21 protein-coding genes and 2 pseudogenes are annotated in these 21,453 nt (G+C 74.1%); 13 read left to right on the plus strand and 10 right to left on the minus strand.

Annotated elements, in window-relative coordinates; all coding sequences use genetic code 11:
- The coding region (locus ACFWJ4_RS21300; RefSeq protein ID WP_380546015.1) for a hypothetical protein at positions 1–275 on the minus strand (275 nt) is incomplete at its 3' end.
- Between the two features lie 263 nt (positions 276–538).
- Here ACFWJ4_RS21300 and ACFWJ4_RS21305 point away from each other — a divergent pair.
- The 3 genes from ACFWJ4_RS21305 (at position 539) to ACFWJ4_RS21315 (ending at position 2,852) form a co-directional block, all read left to right on the plus strand.
- On the plus strand, positions 539–1,180 hold the full coding sequence (locus tag ACFWJ4_RS21305) for an alpha-ketoglutarate-dependent dioxygenase AlkB (protein WP_380546017.1): 642 nt from the start codon (positions 539–541) through the stop codon (positions 1,178–1,180).
- A gap of 121 nt (positions 1,181–1,301) precedes the next feature.
- On the plus strand, positions 1,302–2,060 hold the full coding sequence (locus tag ACFWJ4_RS21310) for a VOC family protein (protein ID WP_380546019.1): 759 nt from the start codon (positions 1,302–1,304) through the stop codon (positions 2,058–2,060).
- A gap of 180 nt (positions 2,061–2,240) precedes the next feature.
- Entirely contained in the window at positions 2,241–2,852 is a 612-nt protein-coding gene (locus ACFWJ4_RS21315; RefSeq protein WP_380546021.1) for a hypothetical protein, read from the plus strand.
- Positions 2,853–2,957: 105 nt separating this feature from the next.
- Here the strand turns inward: ACFWJ4_RS21315 and ACFWJ4_RS21320 are convergent, their stop codons facing one another.
- The 3 genes from ACFWJ4_RS21320 to ACFWJ4_RS21330 form a co-directional block, all read right to left on the minus strand.
- On the minus strand, positions 2,958–3,878 hold the full coding sequence (locus ACFWJ4_RS21320; protein ID WP_380546023.1) for a carbohydrate ABC transporter permease: 921 nt from the start codon (positions 3,876–3,878) through the stop codon (positions 2,958–2,960).
- A complete protein-coding gene (locus ACFWJ4_RS21325; protein ID WP_359907564.1) occupies positions 3,875–4,852 on the minus strand; it encodes a sugar ABC transporter permease in 978 nt (325 codons plus the stop codon). The genes ACFWJ4_RS21320 and ACFWJ4_RS21325 overlap by 4 nt, the downstream gene beginning before the upstream one ends.
- A gap of 121 nt (positions 4,853–4,973) precedes the next feature.
- On the minus strand, positions 4,974–6,284 hold the full coding sequence (locus tag ACFWJ4_RS21330; RefSeq protein ID WP_380546025.1) for an extracellular solute-binding protein: 1,311 nt from the start codon (positions 6,282–6,284) through the stop codon (positions 4,974–4,976).
- A 326-nt stretch (positions 6,285–6,610) separates the two neighbouring features.
- Between ACFWJ4_RS21330 and ACFWJ4_RS21335 the strand changes: the two genes are divergently transcribed.
- Both ACFWJ4_RS21335 and ACFWJ4_RS21340 read left to right on the plus strand, forming a co-directional pair.
- The gene (locus ACFWJ4_RS21335) at positions 6,611–7,417 is read left to right on the plus strand and encodes an IclR family transcriptional regulator (RefSeq protein ID WP_380546027.1); all 807 of its coding nucleotides are present in this window, start codon (positions 6,611–6,613) and stop codon (positions 7,415–7,417) included.
- Positions 7,418–7,660: 243 nt separating this feature from the next.
- The gene (locus ACFWJ4_RS21340) at positions 7,661–8,383 is read left to right on the plus strand and encodes an alpha/beta hydrolase family protein (RefSeq protein ID WP_380546029.1); all 723 of its coding nucleotides are present in this window, start codon (positions 7,661–7,663) and stop codon (positions 8,381–8,383) included.
- A gap of 40 nt (positions 8,384–8,423) precedes the next feature.
- Here ACFWJ4_RS21340 and ACFWJ4_RS21345 read toward each other — a convergent pair whose 3' ends face one another.
- Together ACFWJ4_RS21345 and ACFWJ4_RS21350 are read right to left on the minus strand one after the other, a co-directional pair.
- The gene (locus tag ACFWJ4_RS21345; protein WP_380546031.1) at positions 8,424–8,951 is read right to left on the minus strand and encodes a universal stress protein; all 528 of its coding nucleotides are present in this window, start codon (positions 8,949–8,951) and stop codon (positions 8,424–8,426) included.
- A 232-nt stretch (positions 8,952–9,183) separates the two neighbouring features.
- Positions 9,184–9,894, minus strand: a complete 711-nt coding sequence (locus ACFWJ4_RS21350) for a TetR/AcrR family transcriptional regulator (protein WP_380546033.1) — start codon at positions 9,892–9,894, stop codon at positions 9,184–9,186.
- A gap of 144 nt (positions 9,895–10,038) precedes the next feature.
- Here ACFWJ4_RS21350 and ACFWJ4_RS21355 point away from each other — a divergent pair, with 144 nt between their 5' ends.
- Positions 10,039–10,857: an MOSC domain-containing protein gene (locus ACFWJ4_RS21355; RefSeq protein WP_380546035.1), complete on the plus strand. Its 819-nt coding sequence runs from the start codon at positions 10,039–10,041 to the stop codon at positions 10,855–10,857.
- Between the two features lie 158 nt (positions 10,858–11,015).
- Here the strand turns inward: ACFWJ4_RS21355 and ACFWJ4_RS21360 are convergent, their stop codons facing one another.
- Positions 11,016–11,408, minus strand: coding sequence for a ribonuclease (locus ACFWJ4_RS21360; RefSeq protein WP_380546037.1), 393 nt, complete (start codon positions 11,406–11,408; stop codon positions 11,016–11,018).
- Between the two features lie 280 nt (positions 11,409–11,688).
- On the opposite strand from ACFWJ4_RS21360, the gene ACFWJ4_RS21365 reads away from it, so the two are divergent.
- Positions 11,689–13,233 carry a carboxyl transferase domain-containing protein gene (locus tag ACFWJ4_RS21365; RefSeq protein ID WP_380546039.1) on the plus strand — a complete coding sequence of 515 codons (1,545 nt, stop codon included), beginning with the start codon at positions 11,689–11,691 and terminating at the stop codon, positions 13,231–13,233.
- Between the two features lie 566 nt (positions 13,234–13,799).
- Positions 13,800–14,174 (plus strand): transglycosylase SLT domain-containing protein, encoded by a 375-nt coding sequence (locus ACFWJ4_RS21370; RefSeq protein ID WP_380546041.1) that lies wholly within the window; start codon positions 13,800–13,802, stop codon positions 14,172–14,174.
- Between the two features lie 221 nt (positions 14,175–14,395).
- Here ACFWJ4_RS21370 and ACFWJ4_RS21375 read toward each other — a convergent pair whose 3' ends face one another.
- A complete protein-coding gene (locus ACFWJ4_RS21375; protein ID WP_380546042.1) occupies positions 14,396–14,854 on the minus strand; it encodes an HD domain-containing protein in 459 nt (152 codons plus the stop codon).
- 285 nt (positions 14,855–15,139) lie between these two features.
- Between ACFWJ4_RS21375 and ACFWJ4_RS21380 the strand changes: the two genes are divergently transcribed.
- Positions 15,140–16,066, plus strand: coding sequence for an AEC family transporter (locus tag ACFWJ4_RS21380; RefSeq protein WP_359907535.1), 927 nt, complete (start codon positions 15,140–15,142; stop codon positions 16,064–16,066).
- A gap of 11 nt (positions 16,067–16,077) precedes the next feature.
- Here ACFWJ4_RS21380 and ACFWJ4_RS21385 read toward each other — a convergent pair whose 3' ends face one another.
- On the minus strand, positions 16,078–16,533 hold the full coding sequence (locus tag ACFWJ4_RS21385) for a MarR family winged helix-turn-helix transcriptional regulator (protein ID WP_380356556.1): 456 nt from the start codon (positions 16,531–16,533) through the stop codon (positions 16,078–16,080).
- 148 nt (positions 16,534–16,681) lie between these two features.
- On the opposite strand from ACFWJ4_RS21385, the gene ACFWJ4_RS21390 reads away from it, so the two are divergent.
- From ACFWJ4_RS21390 to ACFWJ4_RS21400, 3 genes and pseudogenes are all read left to right on the plus strand, one after another.
- Positions 16,682–17,551 carry an alpha/beta fold hydrolase gene (locus tag ACFWJ4_RS21390; protein ID WP_380546044.1) on the plus strand — a complete coding sequence of 290 codons (870 nt, stop codon included), beginning with the start codon at positions 16,682–16,684 and terminating at the stop codon, positions 17,549–17,551.
- 213 nt (positions 17,552–17,764) lie between these two features.
- Positions 17,765–18,395: pseudogene (locus ACFWJ4_RS21395) on the plus strand (IS5 family transposase); the annotation flags it as partial.
- A gap of 539 nt (positions 18,396–18,934) precedes the next feature.
- The gene (locus tag ACFWJ4_RS21400; protein ID WP_380546046.1) at positions 18,935–19,609 is read left to right on the plus strand and encodes a hypothetical protein; all 675 of its coding nucleotides are present in this window, start codon (positions 18,935–18,937) and stop codon (positions 19,607–19,609) included.
- Between the two features lie 457 nt (positions 19,610–20,066).
- Here ACFWJ4_RS21400 and ACFWJ4_RS21405 read toward each other — a convergent pair whose 3' ends face one another.
- Positions 20,067–20,330 (minus strand): dsRBD fold-containing protein, encoded by a 264-nt coding sequence (locus tag ACFWJ4_RS21405; protein ID WP_380546048.1) that lies wholly within the window; start codon positions 20,328–20,330, stop codon positions 20,067–20,069.
- A gap of 267 nt (positions 20,331–20,597) precedes the next feature.
- On the opposite strand from ACFWJ4_RS21405, the pseudogene ACFWJ4_RS21410 reads away from it, so the two are divergent.
- Positions 20,598–21,437: pseudogene (locus ACFWJ4_RS21410) on the plus strand (DMT family transporter); the annotation flags it as partial.
- Positions 21,438–21,453: the final 16 nt, after the last annotated feature.

Raw genomic sequence — 21,453 nt, forward strand, 5'->3', positions numbered from 1 at the left:
CTCGGGGTGCCCAGGGCGTACCAGTACCAGGTCACCGTGTAGTCGCGCAGCGCGAGGAGCTCCACCTGCACGGTGTCCCCCACGTGCGCCTGGACGGTCGATCCGCCGTCCGCGCGGGAGATGGTGACGGTGGCGGGCGCGGGGTCGGGGGCCGCGGCGGCCCCGGACGCCGCAGACGCCGCAGACGCCGCAGACGCCGCGGGTGCGGCGGGTGCGGCGCTCAGCGTCAGGGCGAGGGCGGCGGCGGGCACGGCGAGCAGTCTCAGGGCGTTCACGGCACTCCCGGTACTCGGAGGATCGGCGCTCGGAGCCTCCCGTCTACCGGTCGCCCGTGCCGCCTGACAACGGTCTCCGGCCACCGCCGGGTGAAGCTGCGTCGATCGGACGCCCCCGCCGACCGTCGATCGCCGTAGCGGCCCTCCTCCGCCGCCGGGGAACACGCCCTGGCGTCGCAGGCCCGGCGAAGATCCACAAGGCGCGGCCTGAAGCCCTCCAGTCATTCGAGCACATGTTCGAATCGAGGCGCTACGCTGACCCCATGCACGGCACCGTCCACCTCCAGCCCTCGCTGTTCGACGACGCGGACCGCGGCGGCCTCCGCCTCGGCCCGCTCACCGGCCTGCGGCAGCAGCCGCTCGGCGACGGCGCCTGGCTGGACCTGCTCCCGGGCTGGCTGCACGGAGCCGACGAGCTGTTCGAACAGCTGGCCTCCGAGGTGCCGTGGCGGGCCGAGCGGCGCGAGATGTACGAACGGACAGTCGACGTCCCGCGCCTGCTGGCCTCCTACCCGGCACAGGCCGAACCGCCGCACCCGGTGCTCGGCCTGGCCCGGACAGCGCTGAGCCGGCACTACGCCCAGGAGCTGGGCGAGCCGTTCCGCACCCTCGGCCTGTGCTACTACCGGGACGGCCGGGACAGCGTGGCCTGGCACGGCGACCGGATCGGGCGCGGCGCCCGCGAGGACACCATGGTGGCGATCCTCTCCGTCGGCGAGCCGCGCACCCTGGCGCTGCGGCCCCGCTCCGGCGGCGGGCCGGTCGTCCGCCACCAGCTCGGCCACGGGGACCTGGTCGTGATGGGCGGCTCCTGCCAGCGCACCTGGGAGCACGCGATCCCCAAGACGGCCCGCCCGGTGGGCCCGCGGATCAGCATCCAGTTCCGGCCGCACGGAGTGTCCTGATCCCCCGCTTGCCGCGCACCCGCCGGGCGCGGAGGCTGGCGGGTGGGGCCGGTGGCGCCGAACACCGAACGCCGGGCACCGGGCACCGGGCACCGGGCACCGGGCCCGCCAGGAGGGTCGCATGCCGAAACCGGGCAACTACCGCGCCGGGGTGCCGTGCTGGGTCGTTCTCACCACGCCGGACACCGCACGGGCAGAAGCCTTCTACGGCGCGCTGTTCGACTGGGAGTTCGTTCCGACCGGCCCCGCCGAGGCGGTTGCCACCCGGTACGGCGCCCAGGTCGCGGCCGTCGAACGGGCCCGGCCGACCGACCCGCCAGCCACCTGGACCACCTTCCTCGCCTGCCCCGATCCGTCGCGCACCCTCGCCGCGGTCCGGGCCGCCGGCGGCCGCCTCGCCCGTGAGCCGTACGAGGTGCCCGAGCAGGGCCGCGCCGCGCTCGCCGTCGACCCGCTCGGCGCCCGCTTCGGACTCTGGCAGGCCGGCACCATCGACGGCGCCGGCCTGGTCGACGAACCGGGCGCGCTCGCCTGGAACGAGCACCTCTCCCCCGACCCCGACGCCGCCCGGGCCTTCTACCACCGGGTCCTCGGCTACGGGTACGACCGGCCACGGGAGGGACACACCCTCGCCCGGGTGGCCGGCCTGCCCGCGTGCAGCATCGGCCCCGCCGGCCCGGGCGCGGAGGCGCGCTGGCTGGTCCACTTCGCGACCGGGGACACCGACCGTACGGCCGACCGGCTGCGCGCCCTCGGCGGCACGGTCGTCACCGGTCCGGCGCCGGCGCCGTTCGGCCGCACCGCGCTGGTCCGGGACGACGCCGGCGCGGAGTTCGTGCTGGTCGCCGTCCCGACCCGGGACTCCGCGGCGGCGGCCTGAGCCCGCCCCGGCCGAACCCGCCACCGATCCACCCGTCCGCGCACCCGCACACGGACCCGGAGCGCCGCCTCCCGACCGTCAAGTTGCCTTCCTGGCAAGACCGTTCGGCACACTCACCGGGCGCCCGAGGACGACCGACCCGCCGAACCCACTGTCCGTTGCGACCGCTACCGTGCTGCCATGAGTTCCTTCCTGCGCGCGTACCTGGTCGACCCCGCGGAGCTCCGTGTCCGCGTCGGCAGCGGCAACGACGGGGCGCTCGACGAGGCCCTCGCATACTTCGGCCCGTCCCTGGACAGGTCCGACGAGCACTTCGCCGACGAGATCGCGCAGGGCGCGCCGACCGCCCTGGAGGCGCTGCGCGCCGTGGTGCACGGCGGCCCCTTCTCCGCGGACGCGAACCACGCCTTCCAGTACGGCTACGCGTACCGGCGGCTGTGCTGGCTCGTCGGGCAGCCCCTGGAGGTCGACTCCTTCGGACCGTTCCGGGGCAACTGGCTGGAGGTGGTCGACGACGGCCTGAAGGCGTACGGGATCACGGCCGTCTCGGTCGCGGACTTCCAGTACGGCGGCGGCCTTCCGGCCGAACTGCCGTCCTGCGACGTGCCGTCCTGCAGCACCTGGCCGGCCGAGGACTGCCGGAGGGCACTGGAGCAGTTCGAACGGGCCGAGCGTGAGGGCCGCACCCCGGCGCCGGAGCGCGAGGTGGCCGAGGCCGTCGCGGAGGTCGTCGGCTGGCTCCGGCTCGCGCAGCGCCGGAAGGGTGCCGACGTCGTCGGCTTCGTCTCCTGAACCGCCCGGCCTCATCAGCCGCTCGACTCCTGAGTGGCTCGGGCCCGGACGGCCGAGGGAGTCCCGCCGTCGGCGGGACTCCCGGCTGCGCGGCCTCGGCGGACGTCAGTCCTTCACCGCGCCGGCCAGTCCGGAGACCAGCTTGCGCTGCACCGCGATGAAGAAGATCAGCACCGGCACGGTCATCAGCGTGGACGCCGCCATGATGCCGCCCCAGTCGTTCTCGTCCGGTTTGAAGAAGACCAGCAGCGCCGAGGGCAGCGTCTGGTTCTGGGTGGCGCTGATGATGAAGGTCTTGGCGAAGACGAAGTCGTTCCACGCCGCGATGAAGGAGAACACGCTGGTCGCGGCGAGTCCCGGCGCCACCAGCGGCAGCAGGATCCGCCACAGGATGCGGGTCCGGCTCGCCCCGTCGATCTGCGCCGCCTCCTCGATCGAGACCGGGACGGCCGCGACGAAGCCGCGCATCATCCAGATCCCGAACGGCAGCGAGAACGCCAGCTGCACCAGGACCAGCGAGGCGAGGGTGTTCAGCCCCACGCCCGGGGCGAACCGCCCGGCGTCGCGGAACATGAAGAACAGCGGGATGGTCAGCGCCTCGACCGGGATCATCTGGGCGATCAGGAACATCACCATGATGGTGGTCCGGAACTTGAAGCGGAACCTGGTCACGGCCACCGCCGCCAGGAAGACCACGATCGCCGACAGCACCACCACCGACAGCGCGACCACCAGGCTGTTCACGAAGTAGCGGCCGAATCCGTCGACGCTGAGCACCTGCCGGAAGCTCTCCAGCGTGGGGTGGGCGGTCCACGGCCTGGGGTCGAGGGACTGGATCTCGCCCTTGGGCTTGAAGGCCGAGAGCACCATCCAGAAGATCGGGAACGCGGTGACCACGGCCAGCACGATCGCACCGGTGTTGGCGGCCAGCCGCCAGCGGCCCCGGGCGTTCCGGCCGCGGGCGTTGCCGGCCGGCTTCACGGCGGCCGGCTTCACGGCGGCCGGGGAGGAGTTCGCCGGGCTCACAGTTCGTTCCCCGTCCGTCGCAGCGTGCGGATGTACAGGACCGTCGGGATCACCAGGATCAGCAGCATGATCACGCCGATCGCCGCGCCCAGCCCGTACTGCGAGGAGGCGAACGCCTTCTGGTACGCGTACACGTTGAGCACCAGGTTCTGGCCGGCGATGCCGCCGCCCTCGGTCATCACATAGATCTGGGTGAAGACTTTGAAGTCCCAGATCACCGACTGGATGACCACGATGGTCAGGATCGGCCGCAGCATCGGCGCGGTGATCCGGCGGAAGGTGGTCCAGGTGTTGGCGCCGTCCAGGGCGGCCGCCTCCATGATCTCCTCCGGGATCGCCCGGATGCCCGCGTAGAGGGTGACCATCACGAACGGGTAGGAGTGCCACACCACCACGGCACCGACGATCAGGAACGCCGTCCACTTGTCGTAGAACCAGTTGAACTCGTGGAAGCCGGAGAGCCCGAGCCCCTCCAGGGTGTGGTTGACCAGACCGAGGTTGGTGTCGAACAGGAAGCTCCACACCGTCGAACCGGTCATCGCCGGCGCCGCCCAGGCGGCCATCGCCGCGGTGGTCAGCACCAGCCGCGGCCACCGGCCGACCTTGGTGAGCAGCACCGCGAGGGTGGCGCCGACGGCCAGGGTGGCGACCACGCAGAACGCGGCGAAGCCGATGGTCTGGAACAGCACCGTCCAGAACTGCTCGTCCTCCAGGATCTTCGTGTAGTTGCCGAAGCCGACGAAGGAGGTCGGGACGCCGCCGGAGGCCTGGGCCTGCCCGAAGTCGAGGACGGACAGCAGGCCCAGCTGGTAGATCGGGTAGGCGACCAGCGGAATCAGGATGACCGCGGCCGGCAGGAGCAGCAGCAGCGGGGGCCGCCGGCGCCGACCGCCCGGGGGTGCGGCCGGCGCCTTTCCCCCACGGCGCCTCTGCGGGGAAGGCGGCGCCGGGGCGGTCGAGGTGGATACGGACACGTGCGGGACCTGCTCTCTGAGACGAACCGGGAGGGGGGCCGTCCGTGCGCGGCCGGTGGCCGACGGTGCGGTGCCGGTGGCTCGGGGCCGGCGGCGGCGCGCCGCCGCCGGCGGCCGGCCGTCAGTGCGCGGCGAAGGCCGAGGAGATCTGCGCGGCGGCGTCGGCCGAGGCCTTGGCCACGTCCGCCTTACCGGTGACGACCTGCTGGAGCATCGTCGGGATCACCGACTGGGCGTCGATCTGCGCCCACGCCTGGTCGAGCGGGACGAACCTGGTGCCGGCCGCGATGGTGTCGGTGAAGGGCTTCAGGAACGCGTCCTTCGCCGCCACCTTGCCGCTGACGGACTTGAGCGTCGGCAGGTTGCCCATCGCGTCGTACATCTGCTCCTGGTACGCGGGGCTCGCCAGCAGCTCGGCGAACTCGACGGCCAGCGTGCGGTGCTTGGCCGCCTTCATCACGCCCAGGTTGTTGCCGCCGGCGAAGGCCGGGGCGATCGAGCCGGGCTTCTCGCCGGGCAGCGGCACCACGCCGTACTTGCCCTTGACCGCGCCCGCGTCCACCTTGCCGCGGTTGGAGTTGAGCAGCACCGCCATCGCCGACTTGCCGGCCGCGAACAGGTCCACGGTCTTGCCACCGGTCAGGTCTGCGCACTGCTGGGCGGGGCAGCCGTCCGCGCCGAACAGGTCGGTGTAGCGCTTGATCCCGGCCTGCGAGGCGGGCGAGGCGATCGCCGCCTTGAACGCGGCGCCGTCCTTGGCGGCGATGTCACCGCCCGCGTCCCAGACGAAGGGCAGCGCGGCGAAGGTGTACTTGCCGCCGACGGCGATGCCGAAGGTGTCCGGGTGCGCGGCGTGGATCTTCTGGTTGGCGGCGACCAGCTCGGCGTACGAGGTCGGCGGGGTGAGGCCGGCCTCGGTGAACAGGTCGGTGCGGTAGTACAGCGCGCGCACGCCGACCCACCAGGGCAGGCCGTAGGTCTTGCCGTCCACCACGGCGGTCTTGGCGATCGCCGGGTCGAGGTCGCCCTTGTCCTGCCACTTGTCCAGGTCGGCGGTGATGTCGGCGAGGCCGCCGGCGGCGACGTAGCCGGGCAGGTCGGTGTTGCCGAACTCGACCAGGTCGGGGGCGCTGTTCGGGTCGTTGAAGGCGCCCTTCATCTTGGCGGCGCGGGCCGAGGCGTCGGTGTCGATGTAGCTGACGTTGACGGTGGCGCCCTGGTGAGAGGCCTGGAACTCGGCCACGGCCTTGGAGATCACGGCCTCCTTGGCCGCGTTGCCGGCCTCGTTGTACAGCCAGACCTGCACGGTGCCGGTCCGGTCGTCGGCGGCCTTGTCGCTCGCCGGCGCGGCGGTGCCGGGGGCACAGGCGGTGGCGGCCAGGCAGCCGACGGCGAGCACGGCGGCTGCGGCGGTCCGTCCGATGAGTCGCATGGTGGAGACCTCCCCTCCCGACAGCTGCCGCCGAGACGTCCGCCGCCGGGGACGGGCACGTCGAAGCAGGCCCTGACCGGGGCCGATGGTGGGTGAAGTGGTGGGGGTACGGCAGGGCGCAGCGCTCGGGTGGGGCGTCGTCGCCTGCTCGATGGCAGGGACGTTAGGCGGGGCCGATCGGCGCCAACAAGAGGGAGTTGGTGAAAGTTTTGCACTGCACAACGTTGTATCGAAGATGCGGCGATCGGGTCGCGAACGGGTACGTTCTGACAACCGCCGCCGACCTGCGGGGGAACACCGGCAGAACGACACCAGGGAACGGACCCATGATGGAGACGGCGCCCAAGAAACCCGCGACCGAACGCAACCAGTCCTCCTCGCTGCGCCGCGCCCTCGCCGTCCTCGGCTACGTCCGCGACCACGGCGACCGGCGCGGCGTCCCCCTCGCCCAGCTCGCCGACGGCCTCGGCCTCAACAAGAGCACCGTGCTGCGACTGGCCGGTCCCCTGCTGGACGAGCACCTCCTCGACCGGGACCGCGAGACCGGCTGGTTCCGGCTCGGCCACGGCTCGCTGCGGCTCGGTCAGGCCTACCTGACCACCCTCGACCTGCGCAGCGTCGCCGCCGAGCACCTGCGCCGGCTCCAGCGCGAGGCCGGCGAGACCGTCCACCTGACCGTCTGGCAGGCCCCCGGGATCGTCTACCTGGACAAGGTCGAGGACGAGACCAACGTCCGGATGGCCTCCCGGGTCGGCAGCCGGGCTCCCGCCTACTGCACCGCCACCGGAAAGGCGATCCTCGCCTGGCTGCCCGAGGAGGCCGTCGCCGAGGTGGTCGCGGCCGGGCTGCGCCCGGTCACCGCCTGGACCATCGCCGACGAGCCCCGGCTCCGCGCCGACCTCGCCCGCATCCGCGCCCGCGGCTACTCGATCGACGACCGCGAGAACGAGCCCGAGGTCCGCTGCGTCGCCGCCCCGATCTTCGACCACACCGGCGAGGTCACCGCCGCCCTCTCCGTCTCCGGCCTCACCTCACGGATGACCGCCGCCCGGGTCCGCGCCCTCGGACCGGTCGTCGCCCAGGTCGGGCTGCGGATCTCCCGCGAACTCGGCTCCGACCGCCAGCCGTCCTGAACGCCGGGCCGCTGCCCGGCCGGGGGCCTGCCCCCGGAAACGCGGACAGGGCCCGGCGCCGCTTGCACGGCACCGGACCCTGTCCGATTTCGGAGCGCCAGGCCCGGGTCGCACGGACTCTTCCTACTGAAAGTAGGACGTGCTCTGGTAGCACCACTGACGCCTGAGGAGGAATCACTCCCTCGCAACGAGAAGTACAGTACCAGCTCCGTGATCATTCAACGAATCGGAGGAAAATCCCGGATGACGAACGCTCGGCTCCGGACGGTTCCGTACACCGCCGGACGACTGACGGACATCCACCTCCCGGCCTCCGGCGCCACCGGGCCGGCCCCCGTCGTGCTGCTCTGGCACGGCAACGGCCCGAACGAACGCGATGTGCTGCGGCCGTTGGCCCAGGAGGCCGCCGGGCTGGGGCTGCTGGTGCTCGTCCCGGACTGGGACGCCACGCAGCCGGACGGCGGCAGTGCCGAACTGCTCGCCTCGCTGGCCGGGGCCCGCCCGATCGCCACCGAGTACGGCGGGGACCCGACGCGCCTCGTCCTGGCCGGCTGGTCGATGGGCGGCCGCGAGGCGATCGCGGTGGCCACCCATCCCGACACCCCCGCCGAACTGCGCCCCGCCGCCGCGGTCGGCATCGCCTCCCACTACTCGACCAGGGCCGTCACCACCGGCGAGGCCCCGCTCGACCACCTGGCGGCCACCCCCTCCCCCGTCCCGCTCCGGCTGGTCCACGGCACGGCGGACGAGATCGTGGACGTCGAGCACACTCGGCAGTTGAGCGCTGCTCTGACAAAGCAGATGTCGGCGGTACGGACCCTCGAACTCCCCACCGACCACGCCGGCGTGGTGATGACCGCCTACCGTCCCGAGGCCCGCCGCTGCCTCCCGGCCACCGATGCCGCCACCCTGGCCGCCGGCCGACGGACCGCCGCCGTCCTCGCCGAGGTGGCCGGACTGTCGTAGGCCCGTCCTCGGGCTCCCGCCCGCGGGGCCACGCGGGCCGCTAGCCGTTCCCCGCCGCCGGCTCCCGCAGCCCGCGGCCACGTTCCAGCGCCTCCAGGTCGCGCTGCAGCGGTGGGCGCGGGACGGCCAGGACCGGGCAGGTGGCGTGCCGCACGCAGTAGGCGGTGACCGAGGGGTGCACCAGCCGGGCGAGGCGGCCGCGCTCCCGGCCGGCTCCGAGGACGAGCAGGTCCCCGGGCCGGTCGGCGCACCGCACCAGCGTGTGGCCGGTGTCGCCGCGAACGGTCTGGCAGCGCAGGCGGACACCCGCGTAGCGTCCGGCGAAGGCCTCGTCGAGGGCCCGCCGCAGCCGGGCCACGGCGGCGTCGCGGCCGGCCTCGATCACCGGCGGGCACGGGGTCCGGCGGTAGCCGAGTTCGTCGCCGGGCGGGGTCCAGCAGAGCACCGCGAGCACCTCGACGTCCGTCCGGCGGGCCTCGGCCACCGCGTGGTGCAGCGCGGCGAGGCTGCCGAGCGAGCCGCTGATGCCGACCACGATCCGGCCCTCGTCGGTACCACTGTCCGCCATGGCTCCGCCCCTGCCTCTCCGTCCGGCCGCGCGCGGATGCCCGGGTGCCAAGGTGCCCGGGTGCCCGCGCACCGGACCGCCCTGGCCCGTGCTGCGCCGGACCGCGCCGGACCGCGCCGCTTTCACCCCAGCAAAGCGGTCCGCGCCCGTACGGCACCGGCCCGTTGACGCGGCTCTGACGTGGAGCCCGCCGTTCCGTACGCGTCCCTGACGCCACGCGGGCGAGGCGCGCTCAGCGCTCCGGCGACTCCGGCGGCTCAGGCCGCTCCGGTTGCTCCGGCGCCCCCGCCTCCCAGAGGTCCGCGAACATCCGGTCCAGGTGCTCCTCCCCGATCGGCGGGACCGGCAGCGGGTGGGCGGCGCGGGCGCGGAAGCCGTCGAGCAGGAGGGCGAGGTAGCGGCGCCAGAGGTCGGGGCGCAGCTCGGTGGCGGCGGGCAGGGCACGGCAGAGCGGGCCGAGGAGGAAGAGCAGGTCCATGGTGACCACGTCGCGGCGCATGGTGCCCTGTTCCTGGGCGCGGGCGATCAGGACGCCGACGGTGGCGGCGTGCCGGCGGCTGATCTCGATCATTCCGGGGATGGCCGGGATGGCCTGGGTGACCAGGTCGTTGATGCCCCGGTCGGCGGCGACCAGCTCGAAGATCCGCCCGAAGTACCGTTCGAGGCCGCTCCAGGCGTCCTCGGCGGCGAGCGCCTCCTCGCCCGCGGCGGCCAGACCGCCCCCGGCGTCCTCGAACACCTCGGCGATCAGCGCCTCGCGGGTCGGGAAGTGCCGGTAGAGGGTGGCGTTGCCGACGCCGGCCTCCTTGGCGATCTGGTCCAACGGCACGTCGAGGCCGTGCCGGGAGAACATGTCGCGGGCGGCGGCGAGCAGCTGGTCGCGGTTGCGCTGCGCGTCCCGCCGGAGCCGCCCCGGGGGGTTCGCGCTGCTCGGTGGTGCCATGCCCCGACCCTAGCAAGCGCCGGGCTCGCCCACCGGGCACCGCCCACCAGCCCCGCAGAGCCGCTCAACTACCCTGTGGGGTCGACGAGATGGACGGTACGCAGGCGCAGAACGGTGCGCCTGCACGAAGGGGGCGACCAAGCGATGGCCACGGTGACGGAGCTGCGGTACTACCCGGTCAAGGGCTGCGCCGGGGTGACGGCCGCGCAGGCGGAGCTCACCCGGGCCGGGCTGGCCCATGACCGGGAGTTCATGGTGGTGGACGAGGAGGGCGTGTTCCGCTCCCAGCGCCGGGACCCGGTCCTGGCCACCGTCCGCCCGGCGGTGACGCGGGACGGCCGCTCACTGACGCTGACCGCCGCCGGGATGGAGCCGGTGTCGGTGACGGTGGACACCGAGGGCCCGCGCCGCGAGGTGCGGATGTTCGATGTGCCGTTCCTCGGCATCGATCAGGGCGAGGAGGCCGCCGAGTGGCTGTCCGAGGTACTGGGCTCGCGCGGCCGGCTGGTCCGGGTACCGCCGGAGCACGACCGGGTGACCACCGGACTGACCCCGGGCACCTCGGGCTACGCGGACAGTTGCGCCGTGCTCCTGGTGTCGCACTCCTCGCTGGAGCACTTCAACGAGCTCTCCGACGCTCGGCCGGTGCCCATGGACCGGTTCCGCGCGAACCTGGTGGTGGACGGCTGGACCGAACCGCACACCGAGGACCTGGCCCGCAGGATCGAGGTGGGCGGGGCCGAACTGGGCTACGCCAAGCTGGCGATCCGCTGCGCCGTGACGACGCTGGACCAGTCCAGCGGCACCAAGGCGGGGCCGGAGCCGCTGCGCACCCTGGCCCGGTACCGCCGGGCGGCTGCGGGCGGGGTGGCGTTCGGCAGCAAGTTCGCGGTGCTGCGGCCCGGCACGCTGCGGGTGGGGGACGAGCTGACGGTGGGCGCCTGGGGGCCGTCCGAGCTCTGAGCCCGGCGCGGGCGTCGCCGCGGCGGCCTCGGTCTCGGCTTTGGCTCCGGCTTCGCTCTCGGCAGTCGGCGCGGCCGCACGGCGGTGACCTCGGCGGGGAAGCGGGCCGGGGCCACCGTCGTGCCGGAAGCGTTCCGGGACGGTCGGTCAGTGGAGGTTCAGCAGGCCTGGTCGATCAGGGAGAACGTGGCGTAGTGGTCGCCGGTGTAGTAGTCCTCCTGGTAGGACCGGCCGGTCACGATCCGGCGGGCGCCGCGGGTCGGGGAGCCCGGGGTGATGACGGTGTACTCGTGGTAGTAGCCGTAGGACTCACCGGGCAGGACGCCCTCCCGGTTCTGGAAGACCACACCGTCCTGGGAGTAGGGGAAGGGGCCACCGGAGGCGATCAGGTCGAGGGTGTCGGCGGCCTGCGACGGGAGGGCGGAGAGGCAGACCGTTCCGCTCACGTCGGCGTGCGCGTCGGTGGCGACGGCGACCGGGGCGAGGGTCATCAGGGCGACGGCGGTGACGGCGGCGGCGCGGGACTTCCACGCGCGTAGAGTGCGAGTCATGTCCCTCAGTGTGGCGGGACACCGTCAACTCTGGAAGCCTTCGGAAAAACTATTAAGCAGTGAGTAACCCCCCTTTACCTGCGGAGACTTGAGCCGTACGCCGACCACCGCACCCCGCCCCCGGGGCCACCCGCACGACGCCCACGAACCGCCCGGCCGACACAAGGGTCGACCGTCATCGAACTCAAGTCGGAGCTGTCCCGCCCGGACCGCGCCGCATAGAGTGCCCCGTAGCGTGGCGGATCACGGCAAGGCCGGAACGATCTCTGACGGGGTGGGCATGGGTACGGGCTCGGGCACGGCACTGACGGCCCACCAGCTGATCGGACTGCTGGTCGACCCCGACGGCTTCCGCAGCTGGGACGAGCCGCCGGCCGCCGACCGGGCCGACCCCGGCTACCGCGCCTCGCTCGACCGCGCCCGTGAGCGCACCGGCCTGGACGAGGCCGTCCTCACCGGCCTCGGCCTGATCGGCGGCCGGCCGGTCGCCCTCATCGCCTCCGAGTTCGGATTCCTCGGCGGCTCGATCGGCGTCGCCACCGCCGAGCGGATCACCCGCGCCGTCGAACGCGCCACCGCCGAGCGGCTGCCGCTGCTCGCCCTGCCGGTCTCCGGCGGGACGCGGATGCAGGAGGGGTCGGCGGCCTTCCTCTGCATGCTGCGGATCACCGCCGCCGTCCAGGCGCACCGCGCCGCCGGCCTCCCCTATGTCACCTATCTGCGCAACCCCACCATGGGCGGGGTCTTCGCCTCCTGGGGCACGCTCGGGCAACTGGTCCTCGCCGAGCCGGGCGCCCGGCTCGGCTTCCTCGGCCCTCGGGTGTACGAGGAACTGCGCGGCGTGGAGCTGCCGCCGGACGTCCAGCGGGCCGAGACGCTCGCCGGCCAGGGGCTGGTGGACGCCGTCGTGCCGCCGCAGGAGCTGCGCGAACTGCTCCGCCGCGCGCTGACCGTGCTCGCCGCCGCACCGCAGGCCCCTTCCACCGGCCCCGAGCCCGCTCCCACGCCCACGCCCACTCCCGAGCCCGAGCCCGAGCCCGGCCCGGACGCCCCCGGACACCCGGACGCCTGGGACTCCGTCCGCCGCACCCGTCGCCCCGACCGCCCAGGCGCGCGCGAACTGCTGCGGCACACCACCGAGGAGCTGGTGCTGCTGGACGCCCCCGGCGGACGCGGCGGCGCGCTCGTCCGGGCACTGGCGGTGCTCGGCGGGCGGCCCGTGCTGGTCGTCGGCCAGCAGCGGCAGACCCCCGAGCACGAGCGCCCCTTCACCGCCGCCGACCTGCGGGCCGTACGGCGCACCGCGCGCCTGGCCGAACAGCTCGGGCTGCCGCTGGTCACCGTGGTGGACACGGCCGGCGCCGAGCTGTCGGCTCGGGCCGAGCTGGACGGCATCGCGGTGGAGATCGCCCACTGCCTCACCACCCTGCTCGCGCTGCGCACGCCCGTCCTGGCCGTACTGCTCGGCCAGGGCTCGGGCGGCGGGGCGCTCGCGCTGCTCCCGGCGGACCGGGTGATCGCCGCCGAGCACGCCTGGCTGGCACCGCTCCCGCCGGAGGGCGCCTCGGCGATCGTCCACCGGGACGGCTCGCACGCCGCCGAGCTGGCCCGCTCCCAGGGAATCGGGGCGCGCCACCTGGCCGAGGTCGGGCTGGTCGACGAGGTGGTTCCGGAGCTGCCGGACGCCGCCGAGGAGCCGGAGGCCTTCTGCGCCCGGCTCGGGCAGGCGGTCGGCGCGGCGCTCGGCGCCCTGGCGGCCGCCGCCGAAACGGACCGGCTCGCGGCCCGGGCCGCCCGGCACCGGCGACTGGGCGACCTGCGCTAGCCGTCCACCACGGCGGCTCGGCTCCGGTCCCGCCGCGACCGTGTGACACCGGCATCGGCATGGCCGGGGCGGTGTGGCGCCGGTCTCAGCACCACGGTGTGGCCCCGGTCTCAAGGCAGCGTTGATCATCTGCACCCACCGTGCGGCCGCCGGACCGGCGAGTGACGCCCTCCGACCCCCGAACGGTGAGTGCGCTCACACGTGATCAACGACTACGACGGACGGTAGTGGACACCCCGGCGGCACCCGCGCCACCCCGGCGCTCCCCGCGTTCCCGCAGCTCAGCACCGGTCGGCAGGCTTCGCGCGACCGGCCCTTCGAATCCACGGCGTCCCGTTCCGTACGACCGCGGGTCGTACCGAGCGGGTCTTGGCGACGGCCGATCCGGTCTGGCAACAATGGCTTCCATCGCCAGCCGCACCGGCTCCTGTCCCGCCGGTGAACGGCTTCCTGATCGCGTCGCACCCCGCAACCGTTCGGCCCTTGTCCGGCCGTGGTCCTGGGCGGGGAGCGACCGGCCCAACCCGATTGAGGTCCTGTTCTTCATGCCCGCTTTCAAGCTCCGCATGCGCACTTCCGCCGCGATTCTCGCCGGCGCCGCCGGTCTGACCGCCCTGGGCGCGGGTGTCCTGCCCGCCACCGCGAACGCCGCCACCGCCTCCCCGCAGGCCATCGCCGCCCAGATCGTCCCGGCCAACCAGCTGGCGTCCTTCAGCCAGATCATCGCCCACGAGTCCAGCTGGAACGTGACCGCGACCAACCCGAGCTCGGGCGCGTACGGCCTGGCCCAGGCGCTGCCGGGCTCCAAGATGGCCTCGCACGGCTCGGACTGGAAGACCAACCCGACCACCCAGATCAAGTGGGCGCTGGACTACATGAACACCCGCTACGGCAGCCCGAACGCCGCCTGGAACTTCTGGCAGACCCACCACTGGTACTAAGCCGACCCCGTCGGCCCACCTCCCACCGCCCGTCACCTGACCACTCCCCCTCACCCCGGGGGTCGGACAGGGACCACCGGGGTGCCCGAGAGGGCCCGGACCCGCGCGACCCGCGTGGTCCGGGCCCTCTCCTGGTTCTGCGGCGGCGGCCCGGCCCGTGGACCCCGCGTGCGGGCTTCGCGGCCGCGGGGTCCCGGGCTCACGGGCTCACGGCGTGCGGGCTACAGCCCGCCGGTGAGCCCGAGCAGCTCGCGCATCCGCGCGTACTTGACGGCCAGCCGCTCGGCGGTCGCCGGGTCCAGGGTGGCGAGGCGGGCCGGATCGGAGTTGTGCGCCAGGTCCGCGCGCTTGACCAGCAGCGCGCCCGGCGTGGCCAGGATGCGCGCGGTGTACGCCTCGACCGGCTCGTCCGGGCGCCGGGTGAGCGCGTCCACGATCGCCTTGGTCTCCTCCGGCAGCGCGGCCCCGGCCAGCCACTCCCGGCTCAGCCGGTCGTCCTCGACGGTGTCGTGCAGCCAGCCCGCCGCGATCTGCGCCGCACTGCCGCCGCGCGCCGCCGTCCCCCGGGCGACCGCCGCGATGTGCTCGCCGTACGGGTGGCCGTTCTTGTCCACCTGCCCCTGGTGGGCCCGGCGCGCGATCGCCTCCACCTCGGACAGGCTCAGGTACTGGTCCTCCATCGGGCCATCGTAGGCCCGGGCGATCGGCCGGGCCCCGGTCCCTCGGCGCCCGGGCGATCGACCGGGCGCCGGGCCCTCGGCCCCGCCCCTGCCGGCCGACACCGTCCCGGACCACCGGTCCTGCTGGCGTGCTCGCGACAGACCCACTGATCGCCGCGCCCGCGGCCACTGGTTTACTGCCCCGGGGGTTCATGGGCTTCGGGGGGTCACCGCGCTCGGAAGTCGGCGCCCCCGACGGGACACCCCCGTCGCACCGGCAGACCCGTCCGAGCGATCCGAGGAACCATGCCAGCCCTGCATCCCCTGCTGTCCGCCTTCGCGCCGATCTGGGCGCTCACCGGCGTCGGCTACGTCGTCGGCCGCGCCGGGCTGCTCGGGCCGCACGCCGAGACGGTGCTCAACCGGTTCGTCTTCCACGTGGCGATGCCGGCCGCGCTGTTCCTGATGATCGCCCGCACCCCGCTGGACCGCTTCGCCAACGCCTCGATGCTCGCCTTCACTGCGGGCACCGCGGTCGCGATCGGCCTCGGGCTGCTCGCCGGGCGGCTGCTGTTCCACCGCAAGCCCGGCGAACTGGCCATCGGCGCGATGGCCTCCGGCTACGTCAACTCGGCCAACCTCGGCATCCCGGTGACCATGCAGGTCCTCGGCGACGCCTCTTTCGTGGCGCCGGTGGTGCTGTTCCAGATCCTGGTGGTCACCCCCGCCGTCCTGGCCGTCCTGGACGGTGGCGCGGCCGGCCGCCGGGCGCTGCTCACCCTGCCCGTCCGCAACCCGATCCTGTTGGCCACCGCGCTGGGCGCGGTCGTCTCGGCGACCGGCGTGCACCTGCCTGCCGAGCTGAATCGTTCCTGCGAACTGCTCGGCGGCGCGGGCGTCCCCACCGCGCTGATCACCCTCGGCCTCTCGCTGCACAACCGCCCACCGGCGGACGGCCGTCCGCGCCGCACCGAGGTCGGGCTGATCGTCGTGCTCAAGACCCTGGTCCAGCCGCTGGTCGCACTCGCCGTGGCCGGCCCGCTGCTCCACCTGCCCGCCCACCAGCTCCTCACCGTGGTGCTGTTCTCCGCGCTGCCCACCGCGCAGAACGTGTACACCTACGCCCGCGAGTACCAGCGGGGCACCGCCCTCGCCCGGGACGCGGTGCTCTGGTCGACGCTCCTGTCGATGGCGACGCTGTCGGTGATCAGCTGGACCCTCGGCCCCGCGTAGTTCCGGCCCGTTCACCTCTCCCTGGCGGCCGACACCACCTCGGTCACGGCCGCCAGGAAGCGCCGGGCCGTGTCCAGCTCCCCCGGCTCGAACCGCCGCATCGCCGCGACCAGATCGCCGATCAGCCCGCCGAAGAAGCCCTCCCCCAGCTCCATCGCCCGCTCCTCCACCAGCAGCCGCACCCGGCGCCGGTCCTGCGGGTCGCGCTCGCGCCGGATCAGCCCGAGCCGCTCCAGCCGGTCCACAAGGCCGGTGGTGCCCGCCGAGTTCAGCCCCAGCGCCTCGCCGAGCCGGCCCGGGGTGACGACCTCCCCGGCCCTGGCCGCGTCCAGCAGGTGGATCAGCGCCCGCAGATCGGTCGGGTGCAGACCGTTGCGGGCCGCGAACTCGGCTCCGAACAGGTCGAGTTCGACCGTCAGGCCACGCAGCAGATGGACCAGCCGCATCGGCTCGGCAACCTCGGACACCCTGTCGTCCTTCCTCGGGGAGGGCATGTGCGACTATTCTCTCGCTCAGCGAGATAATTGCTCAGCGAGATGCTTGTTCAGCGCGATACGTGTTCGGCGAGTGGTTCAGCCGACCCGGCCGCCATCACACCACACCCGCGGAGGCCCCATGTCCGCCCGCACCGCCCCCTTCCTCGCCGCCTACGACGCCCTGCTCGCCCGCTGGCCCGTCCCGGTCGAGGCACTCGCCGTCCGCACCGCCCACGGCACCACCCGGATCAACGCCTGCGGCCCCGCCGACGGCCACCCGCTCGTCCTGCTCCACGGCGGCGGCGCCACCTCCACCATGTGGTTCGCCAACGCCGGCGCCTGGGCCGAGGCCGGACACCGCGTCCTCGCCGTCGACCTCATCGGCGACCCCGGCCGCAGCATCCACGACGGCGCCGCCCTCGACGGCGTCCCCGGCCTGCTCGGCTGGCTGGACGCCGTCCTCGACGGACTCGACGTCCCGCGGGCCGACCTCTGCGGCCACTCGTACGGCGGCTGGATCGCCCTGGAGTACGCCCTGCACGCCCCCACCCGGGTCGGCAGACTCGCCCTGCTCGACCCCACCCAGTGCTTCGCCGGCTTCCGCCCCGGCTACCTGCTGCGCGCCCTCCCCCTCTTCCTGCCCCACCGCACCCCGGCCCGCGCCCGCTCCTACCTCGACTGGGAGACCCGCGACACCCCGCCCCTCGACCCCGCCTGGCGCGAGCTCTACGCCCTCGGCCACGCCGACTTCCCCGCCTCCCCCGTCGTGACCGGCCCCCGCCCCTCCCCCGAACGCCTCCGCACCCTCACCACCCCCGTCCTCACCCTCCTCGCCGCCCACAGCCGCACCCACGACCCCCACCGCATCGCCCGGACCGCCCGCCGCACCCTCCCCGGAGCAGAGGTCGCCATCCTCCCGGGCGTCTCCCACCACAACCTCCCCATGGCCGCCGCCCAGGACCTCAACCCCCGCCTCACCACCTTCCTCACCCCCACCCACCGAACCTGACCACCCCACCCACCCCCACGAGAAGTCGCCCCAAGGCCGGCGACACACCCGACCCACCCGCGCGAAAAGTCGGCCCACCCGACTTCTCGTGCCGCAGGGCTCGACGGCGCGGGCACGTAAGGGACTTCGCGCAAGAGGAGCCAACAGAACGACGTGGTGCCCATGTCTGTTCGCCTGGCGGCTCGTTGAGTAGGCCCTCGGGAAGAGAGCGCCGTGTCGGATGACCTGTGGGGCCGGATCGAGCCGCTGCTGCCCGTGCGGCAGCAGCGGCTTGGCAAGATCGGCCGTCCGCCTTGGAAGACCGGGGCTGTCTGCAGGGAATCCTGTTCGTGCTGCACACGGGCATCCAGTGGGAGTGGCTGCCGCAGGAGCTCGGCTTCGGCTCGGGCATGACCTGCTGGCGCCGACTGCGGGACTGGCACGAGGCGGGGGTGTGGGACCGTCTCCACCAGGTGCTGCTGACCGAACTGCACCGCGCCGGCGAGCTGGACCGGTCGCGGGCGGTGGTCGACGGCTCGCACCACCAGGCTCGTCGCGGCGGCCCAAAACGGGCCCGAGCCCGGTCGACCGTACCCGACCGGGCTCGAAGCACCACGTGATCACTGACGGCCGGGGCACGCCACTGGCCATCACAGTGACCGGCGGCAACCGCCACGACGTCACCCAGCTCCTGCCACTCCTTGACGCCATTCCCCGCATCAGCGGCAGGACCGGCCGCCCGCGCCACCTGCCCCGGCAACTGTTCGCCGACCGCGGCTACGACTTCGACAAGTACCGCCGCCTGCTGTGGAAGCGCGGCATCAAGCCGGTCATCGCCCGCCGGGGCGTGCCGCACGGCTCCGGTCGTTCCGGCCAGGCAGAGCCCTCAACCGGGCCCGGACCAGCCTTCCAGATCACGGACTTGCACGAACTTTCTGGCACGCTCCAGGGTTCGACGGCGCCGGAAGTCGGCCAGGTCGACTTCCGGCGGGCGGGGCCGACCTGGTGGCAGGGGTCGGGGGCGTTCCGGCGGGGGTGGTTGCTCGGGCGGCCGGGTCGCGGCCGCGCCGCTCGCTCGGGTGCCAGGACGGGGGGGTGGGGGTGGGGCGAAGGTGTGCCGCTGGTGAGCTGGGCGAGCCTCTGCCGGGCCGCGCGCAGCACCGGCGGCGTGCGGGCTTTCCTGACGAGCACGGGTTCGGCGCGCGAGGGTCGCCGGCCGTCGCCGGGGGCGGGAGGGTTGGGCCATGAGGTGCACCGGTGGGTGTCGGACGGCCGGGGGTACGGACGGCGTGCTTAGCGTTGCCGGATGACCGAAACCACGCGGGCCGGCGGCGGGCGGCAGGTGAGTGCGGCTCATGTGATGGCGCCCGCGGTGGTGTTCGCCGTTCCGGTGTTGAAGCTCGCGTGGACGCTCGGGGCGGGGACGCGGCTCGGGACGCGCTGCTGGCGATGGGGCCGGCGAACTGGGTGGACGTCGTCATCGGGATGTTCTTCGCCGAGCCGGTGCTGGCGGTCGTGCTGGCGGCGGTGCTCTCCTACATCAGCTATGCCTATCGGGCCGCTCACGGCGGGGCCGCCCGGCACCAGGGGCGGGCGCTGGTGGAGACGGCGGCCCGGGCGGCGATCCTGCCGGGGGCGCTCGGGGTGGTGGTCGGCGCGTTCAACGGGCTGTGGTGGGGTTTGGTGGCGGGCGCCCTGGGCTATCTGCTGCGCCTCGGTGTGGTGGCCGAGTACCGGACCGGCGCGCGTTCGGCCGTCACCGGCCACCGCACCGGGCGGCCGGCCACGGCCCTCGGGCCCCGGGCCGTCGAGGCGGTCCGGGTCGCGGCGCTGCTGCTCTCCCTGGTGGTGCTTCCGGCGTTCTCGGTCGTCGCCGCTCTCGACGGCCGCTCCTGGACGAGCGTGTTGATGTGCGACGTCGACACCGGCACCGGCCCGCAGCGCGCCCGGCTGGTCGAGCTGGACCGGCAGGCCGCGGGCGTCGTCGGCTGGGACGTCCCGGCGCACGAGGTGGTCAGCGGCACCAACTGTGCCGTCGACCCGGACGACGTCCTGCGCGCCCCCTGGTGGCGCCGGTAGGACCGCCGACCGGATCCGTCCGTGCGGCGGACGTCCCGAGCGCCGCACATGGCCGGATGCGGAACGACCGCGTGCCCTCGCCCGACGGGGGGACCGTGGAGCGTTGCGTACTTCACCATGCGGCGGAGGCTGAGGGCCGGGGCCGTGAAACCGCGGGGGACGGCGGGCGTGGTGTGGCGGTGCCTCCACTCGGGCCGGAGCGAGGCGGAGCGCGCCTGCGTGGCGCCGTCGTCCGCGAGCACCACGTCGAGCGCACGGCCGCCGAGCTGCTTGCTCGAAGCCTTCGCGGCCCGGCAGGAGCGGCTCCGCTCGGCGGCGCGACGGTCCGGCGGCGCGACGGTCCGGCGGCGCGACGGTCCGGCGGCGCGACGGCTCGGCGGCTCCGCGGCACGCCGTTCCCGGTCCGGTGGCCGTGCACGGGCCGCCGCGGCCTACGGGGGTTCGGCTGCCGGTGGGCTCAGTAGATCAGGTACCCCGGGCGGTGCCCTTCGTCGTCGATCTCCCCGGTGGCCTGGGCCCGCAGCTTGCGGGACAGGTCCTCCAGGGCCCGGGCGGCCGCGACCTCCTCGCCGATCCTGGCGAGCGGACGGTCGTCCGCGCTTTTCACGGATTCGCCGTGCGCGCTCAGGCCTGGCGCCCTGGCGCCGGTCAGCCTGGCCTCGCACGCCGTGTGCACGCCGTCTTCCTCGAAGCTGAGCTCCACGTCCCACTGGTTGTGCATGCCACACCTCCTGGCGCCGGCCCCCGTCGCGCCTGTCCGGACCGGCACGGACGGTGACCCGTGGCGGCCGCTCACACCAGCGTGCGCCTGCCCCGCCGGTGGCGGCAAGCGCTGCCGGACGGCCCGGTGCCCGCCGCGCCGCGCGCGTGTCGTGCGCCCGGCCCGGGCACCGGCCCGGCGGTAGGCTGGCGGGAGCGGCCGCGACCTCCGACCCACCTCTCGGAGCCGTCGGCGCGGCGCGGGCAGCGACAACCTGGTGGTCCCTCCGTGGCGGTCTTCCTCCTCGCTCTCAGTGCGGCCTGCTGTCTGGGGCTCGGCTTCGTCCTCCAGCAGCACGCGGCGCAGCAAGCCCCGCGCTCCGATCTGCTGCGCTGGCGGCTGCTGCTGGACCTGATGCGGATGCCGCAGTGGCTGCTCGGCACCGGGTTCATGGTCAGCGGGCTGATCCTCTCGGCGTTCGCCCTCAACCAGGGCGAGGTGTCGCTGGTCGAACCGCTGCTGGCCACCAATCTGATCTTCGCCATGGCACTGGCCCGGGTGTTGACCCGTCAGACCCTGGGCCGTTCCGGCTGGGCCGGGGTGCTGTTGCTGGCCCTCGGCGTGACGGCCTTCATCGTGGCCGGGCAACCGACCGGCGGTGGGGCGCCCGCCGGGGAGCTGCGGCACTGGCTGGTGGTCGGCACCGTGGTCGGGCTGGTCGTGCTGCTGGTCTCGCTGGCCCGGCGGCTGCCGCTGTTCGAGGAGGCGACCCTGCTGGCGCTCGCCGCCGGGCTGCTCTACGGCCTCCAGGACGCGCTGACCCGGACCACCACCCAGCGCCTCGACCACGAGGGCCTGTCCGCGGTGCTGCGCAGTTGGCAACCGTACGCGGTGGTGGTGGCGGGCGTGGTCGGGCTGCTGCTGGTGCAGAGCGCCTTCGAGGCGGCGCCGCTGCGGATGTCCCTTCCGGCGCTGACCGCCGCCCAGCCGGTGGCCGGGATCGCCTGCGCGGTCGGGTTCCTCGGCGACCGGCTGCGGGTGGCCCCGGCGGCGCTGGCCTGGCAGGCGGCCGGGCTGGTCGCGATCGTGATCGGGGTGATCGTGATCGGCCGCCATCCGGCGATGCCCGGGACCGTCCGCGACA

Origin of the sequence: Kitasatospora sp. NPDC127067, assembly GCF_042724755.1 — a bacterium.
Classification (GTDB): Bacteria; Actinomycetota; Actinomycetes; order Streptomycetales; family Streptomycetaceae; genus Kitasatospora; species Kitasatospora lactacystinica.

What these genes read in the sequence shown, in the direction of transcription:
- ACFWJ4_RS21305 (WP_380546017.1), top strand. Translation starts at nt 539, where the DNA reads ATGCACGGCACCGTCCACCTCCAGCCCTCGCTGTTCGACGACGCGGAC.
- ACFWJ4_RS21310 (WP_380546019.1), top strand. Translation starts at nt 1,302, where the DNA reads ATGCCGAAACCGGGCAACTACCGCGCCGGGGTGCCGTGCTGGGTCGTT.
- ACFWJ4_RS21315 (WP_380546021.1), top strand. Translation starts at nt 2,241, where the DNA reads ATGAGTTCCTTCCTGCGCGCGTACCTGGTCGACCCCGCGGAGCTCCGT.
- ACFWJ4_RS21330 (WP_380546025.1), bottom strand. Translation starts at nt 6,284, where the DNA reads ATGCGACTCATCGGACGGACCGCCGCAGCCGCCGTGCTCGCCGTCGGC.
- ACFWJ4_RS21335 (WP_380546027.1), top strand. Translation starts at nt 6,611, where the DNA reads ATGATGGAGACGGCGCCCAAGAAACCCGCGACCGAACGCAACCAGTCC.
- ACFWJ4_RS21340 (WP_380546029.1), top strand. Translation starts at nt 7,661, where the DNA reads ATGACGAACGCTCGGCTCCGGACGGTTCCGTACACCGCCGGACGACTG.
- ACFWJ4_RS21345 (WP_380546031.1), bottom strand. Translation starts at nt 8,951, where the DNA reads ATGGCGGACAGTGGTACCGACGAGGGCCGGATCGTGGTCGGCATCAGC.
- ACFWJ4_RS21350 (WP_380546033.1), bottom strand. Translation starts at nt 9,894, where the DNA reads ATGGCACCACCGAGCAGCGCGAACCCCCCGGGGCGGCTCCGGCGGGAC.
- ACFWJ4_RS21355 (WP_380546035.1), top strand. Translation starts at nt 10,039, where the DNA reads ATGGCCACGGTGACGGAGCTGCGGTACTACCCGGTCAAGGGCTGCGCC.
- ACFWJ4_RS21360 (WP_380546037.1), bottom strand. Translation starts at nt 11,408, where the DNA reads ATGACTCGCACTCTACGCGCGTGGAAGTCCCGCGCCGCCGCCGTCACC.
- ACFWJ4_RS21365 (WP_380546039.1), top strand. Translation starts at nt 11,689, where the DNA reads ATGGGTACGGGCTCGGGCACGGCACTGACGGCCCACCAGCTGATCGGA.
- ACFWJ4_RS21370 (WP_380546041.1), top strand. Translation starts at nt 13,800, where the DNA reads ATGCGCACTTCCGCCGCGATTCTCGCCGGCGCCGCCGGTCTGACCGCC.
- ACFWJ4_RS21375 (WP_380546042.1), bottom strand. Translation starts at nt 14,854, where the DNA reads ATGGAGGACCAGTACCTGAGCCTGTCCGAGGTGGAGGCGATCGCGCGC.
- ACFWJ4_RS21380 (WP_359907535.1), top strand. Translation starts at nt 15,140, where the DNA reads ATGCCAGCCCTGCATCCCCTGCTGTCCGCCTTCGCGCCGATCTGGGCG.
- ACFWJ4_RS21390 (WP_380546044.1), top strand. Translation starts at nt 16,682, where the DNA reads ATGTCCGCCCGCACCGCCCCCTTCCTCGCCGCCTACGACGCCCTGCTC.
- ACFWJ4_RS21405 (WP_380546048.1), bottom strand. Translation starts at nt 20,330, where the DNA reads ATGCACAACCAGTGGGACGTGGAGCTCAGCTTCGAGGAAGACGGCGTG.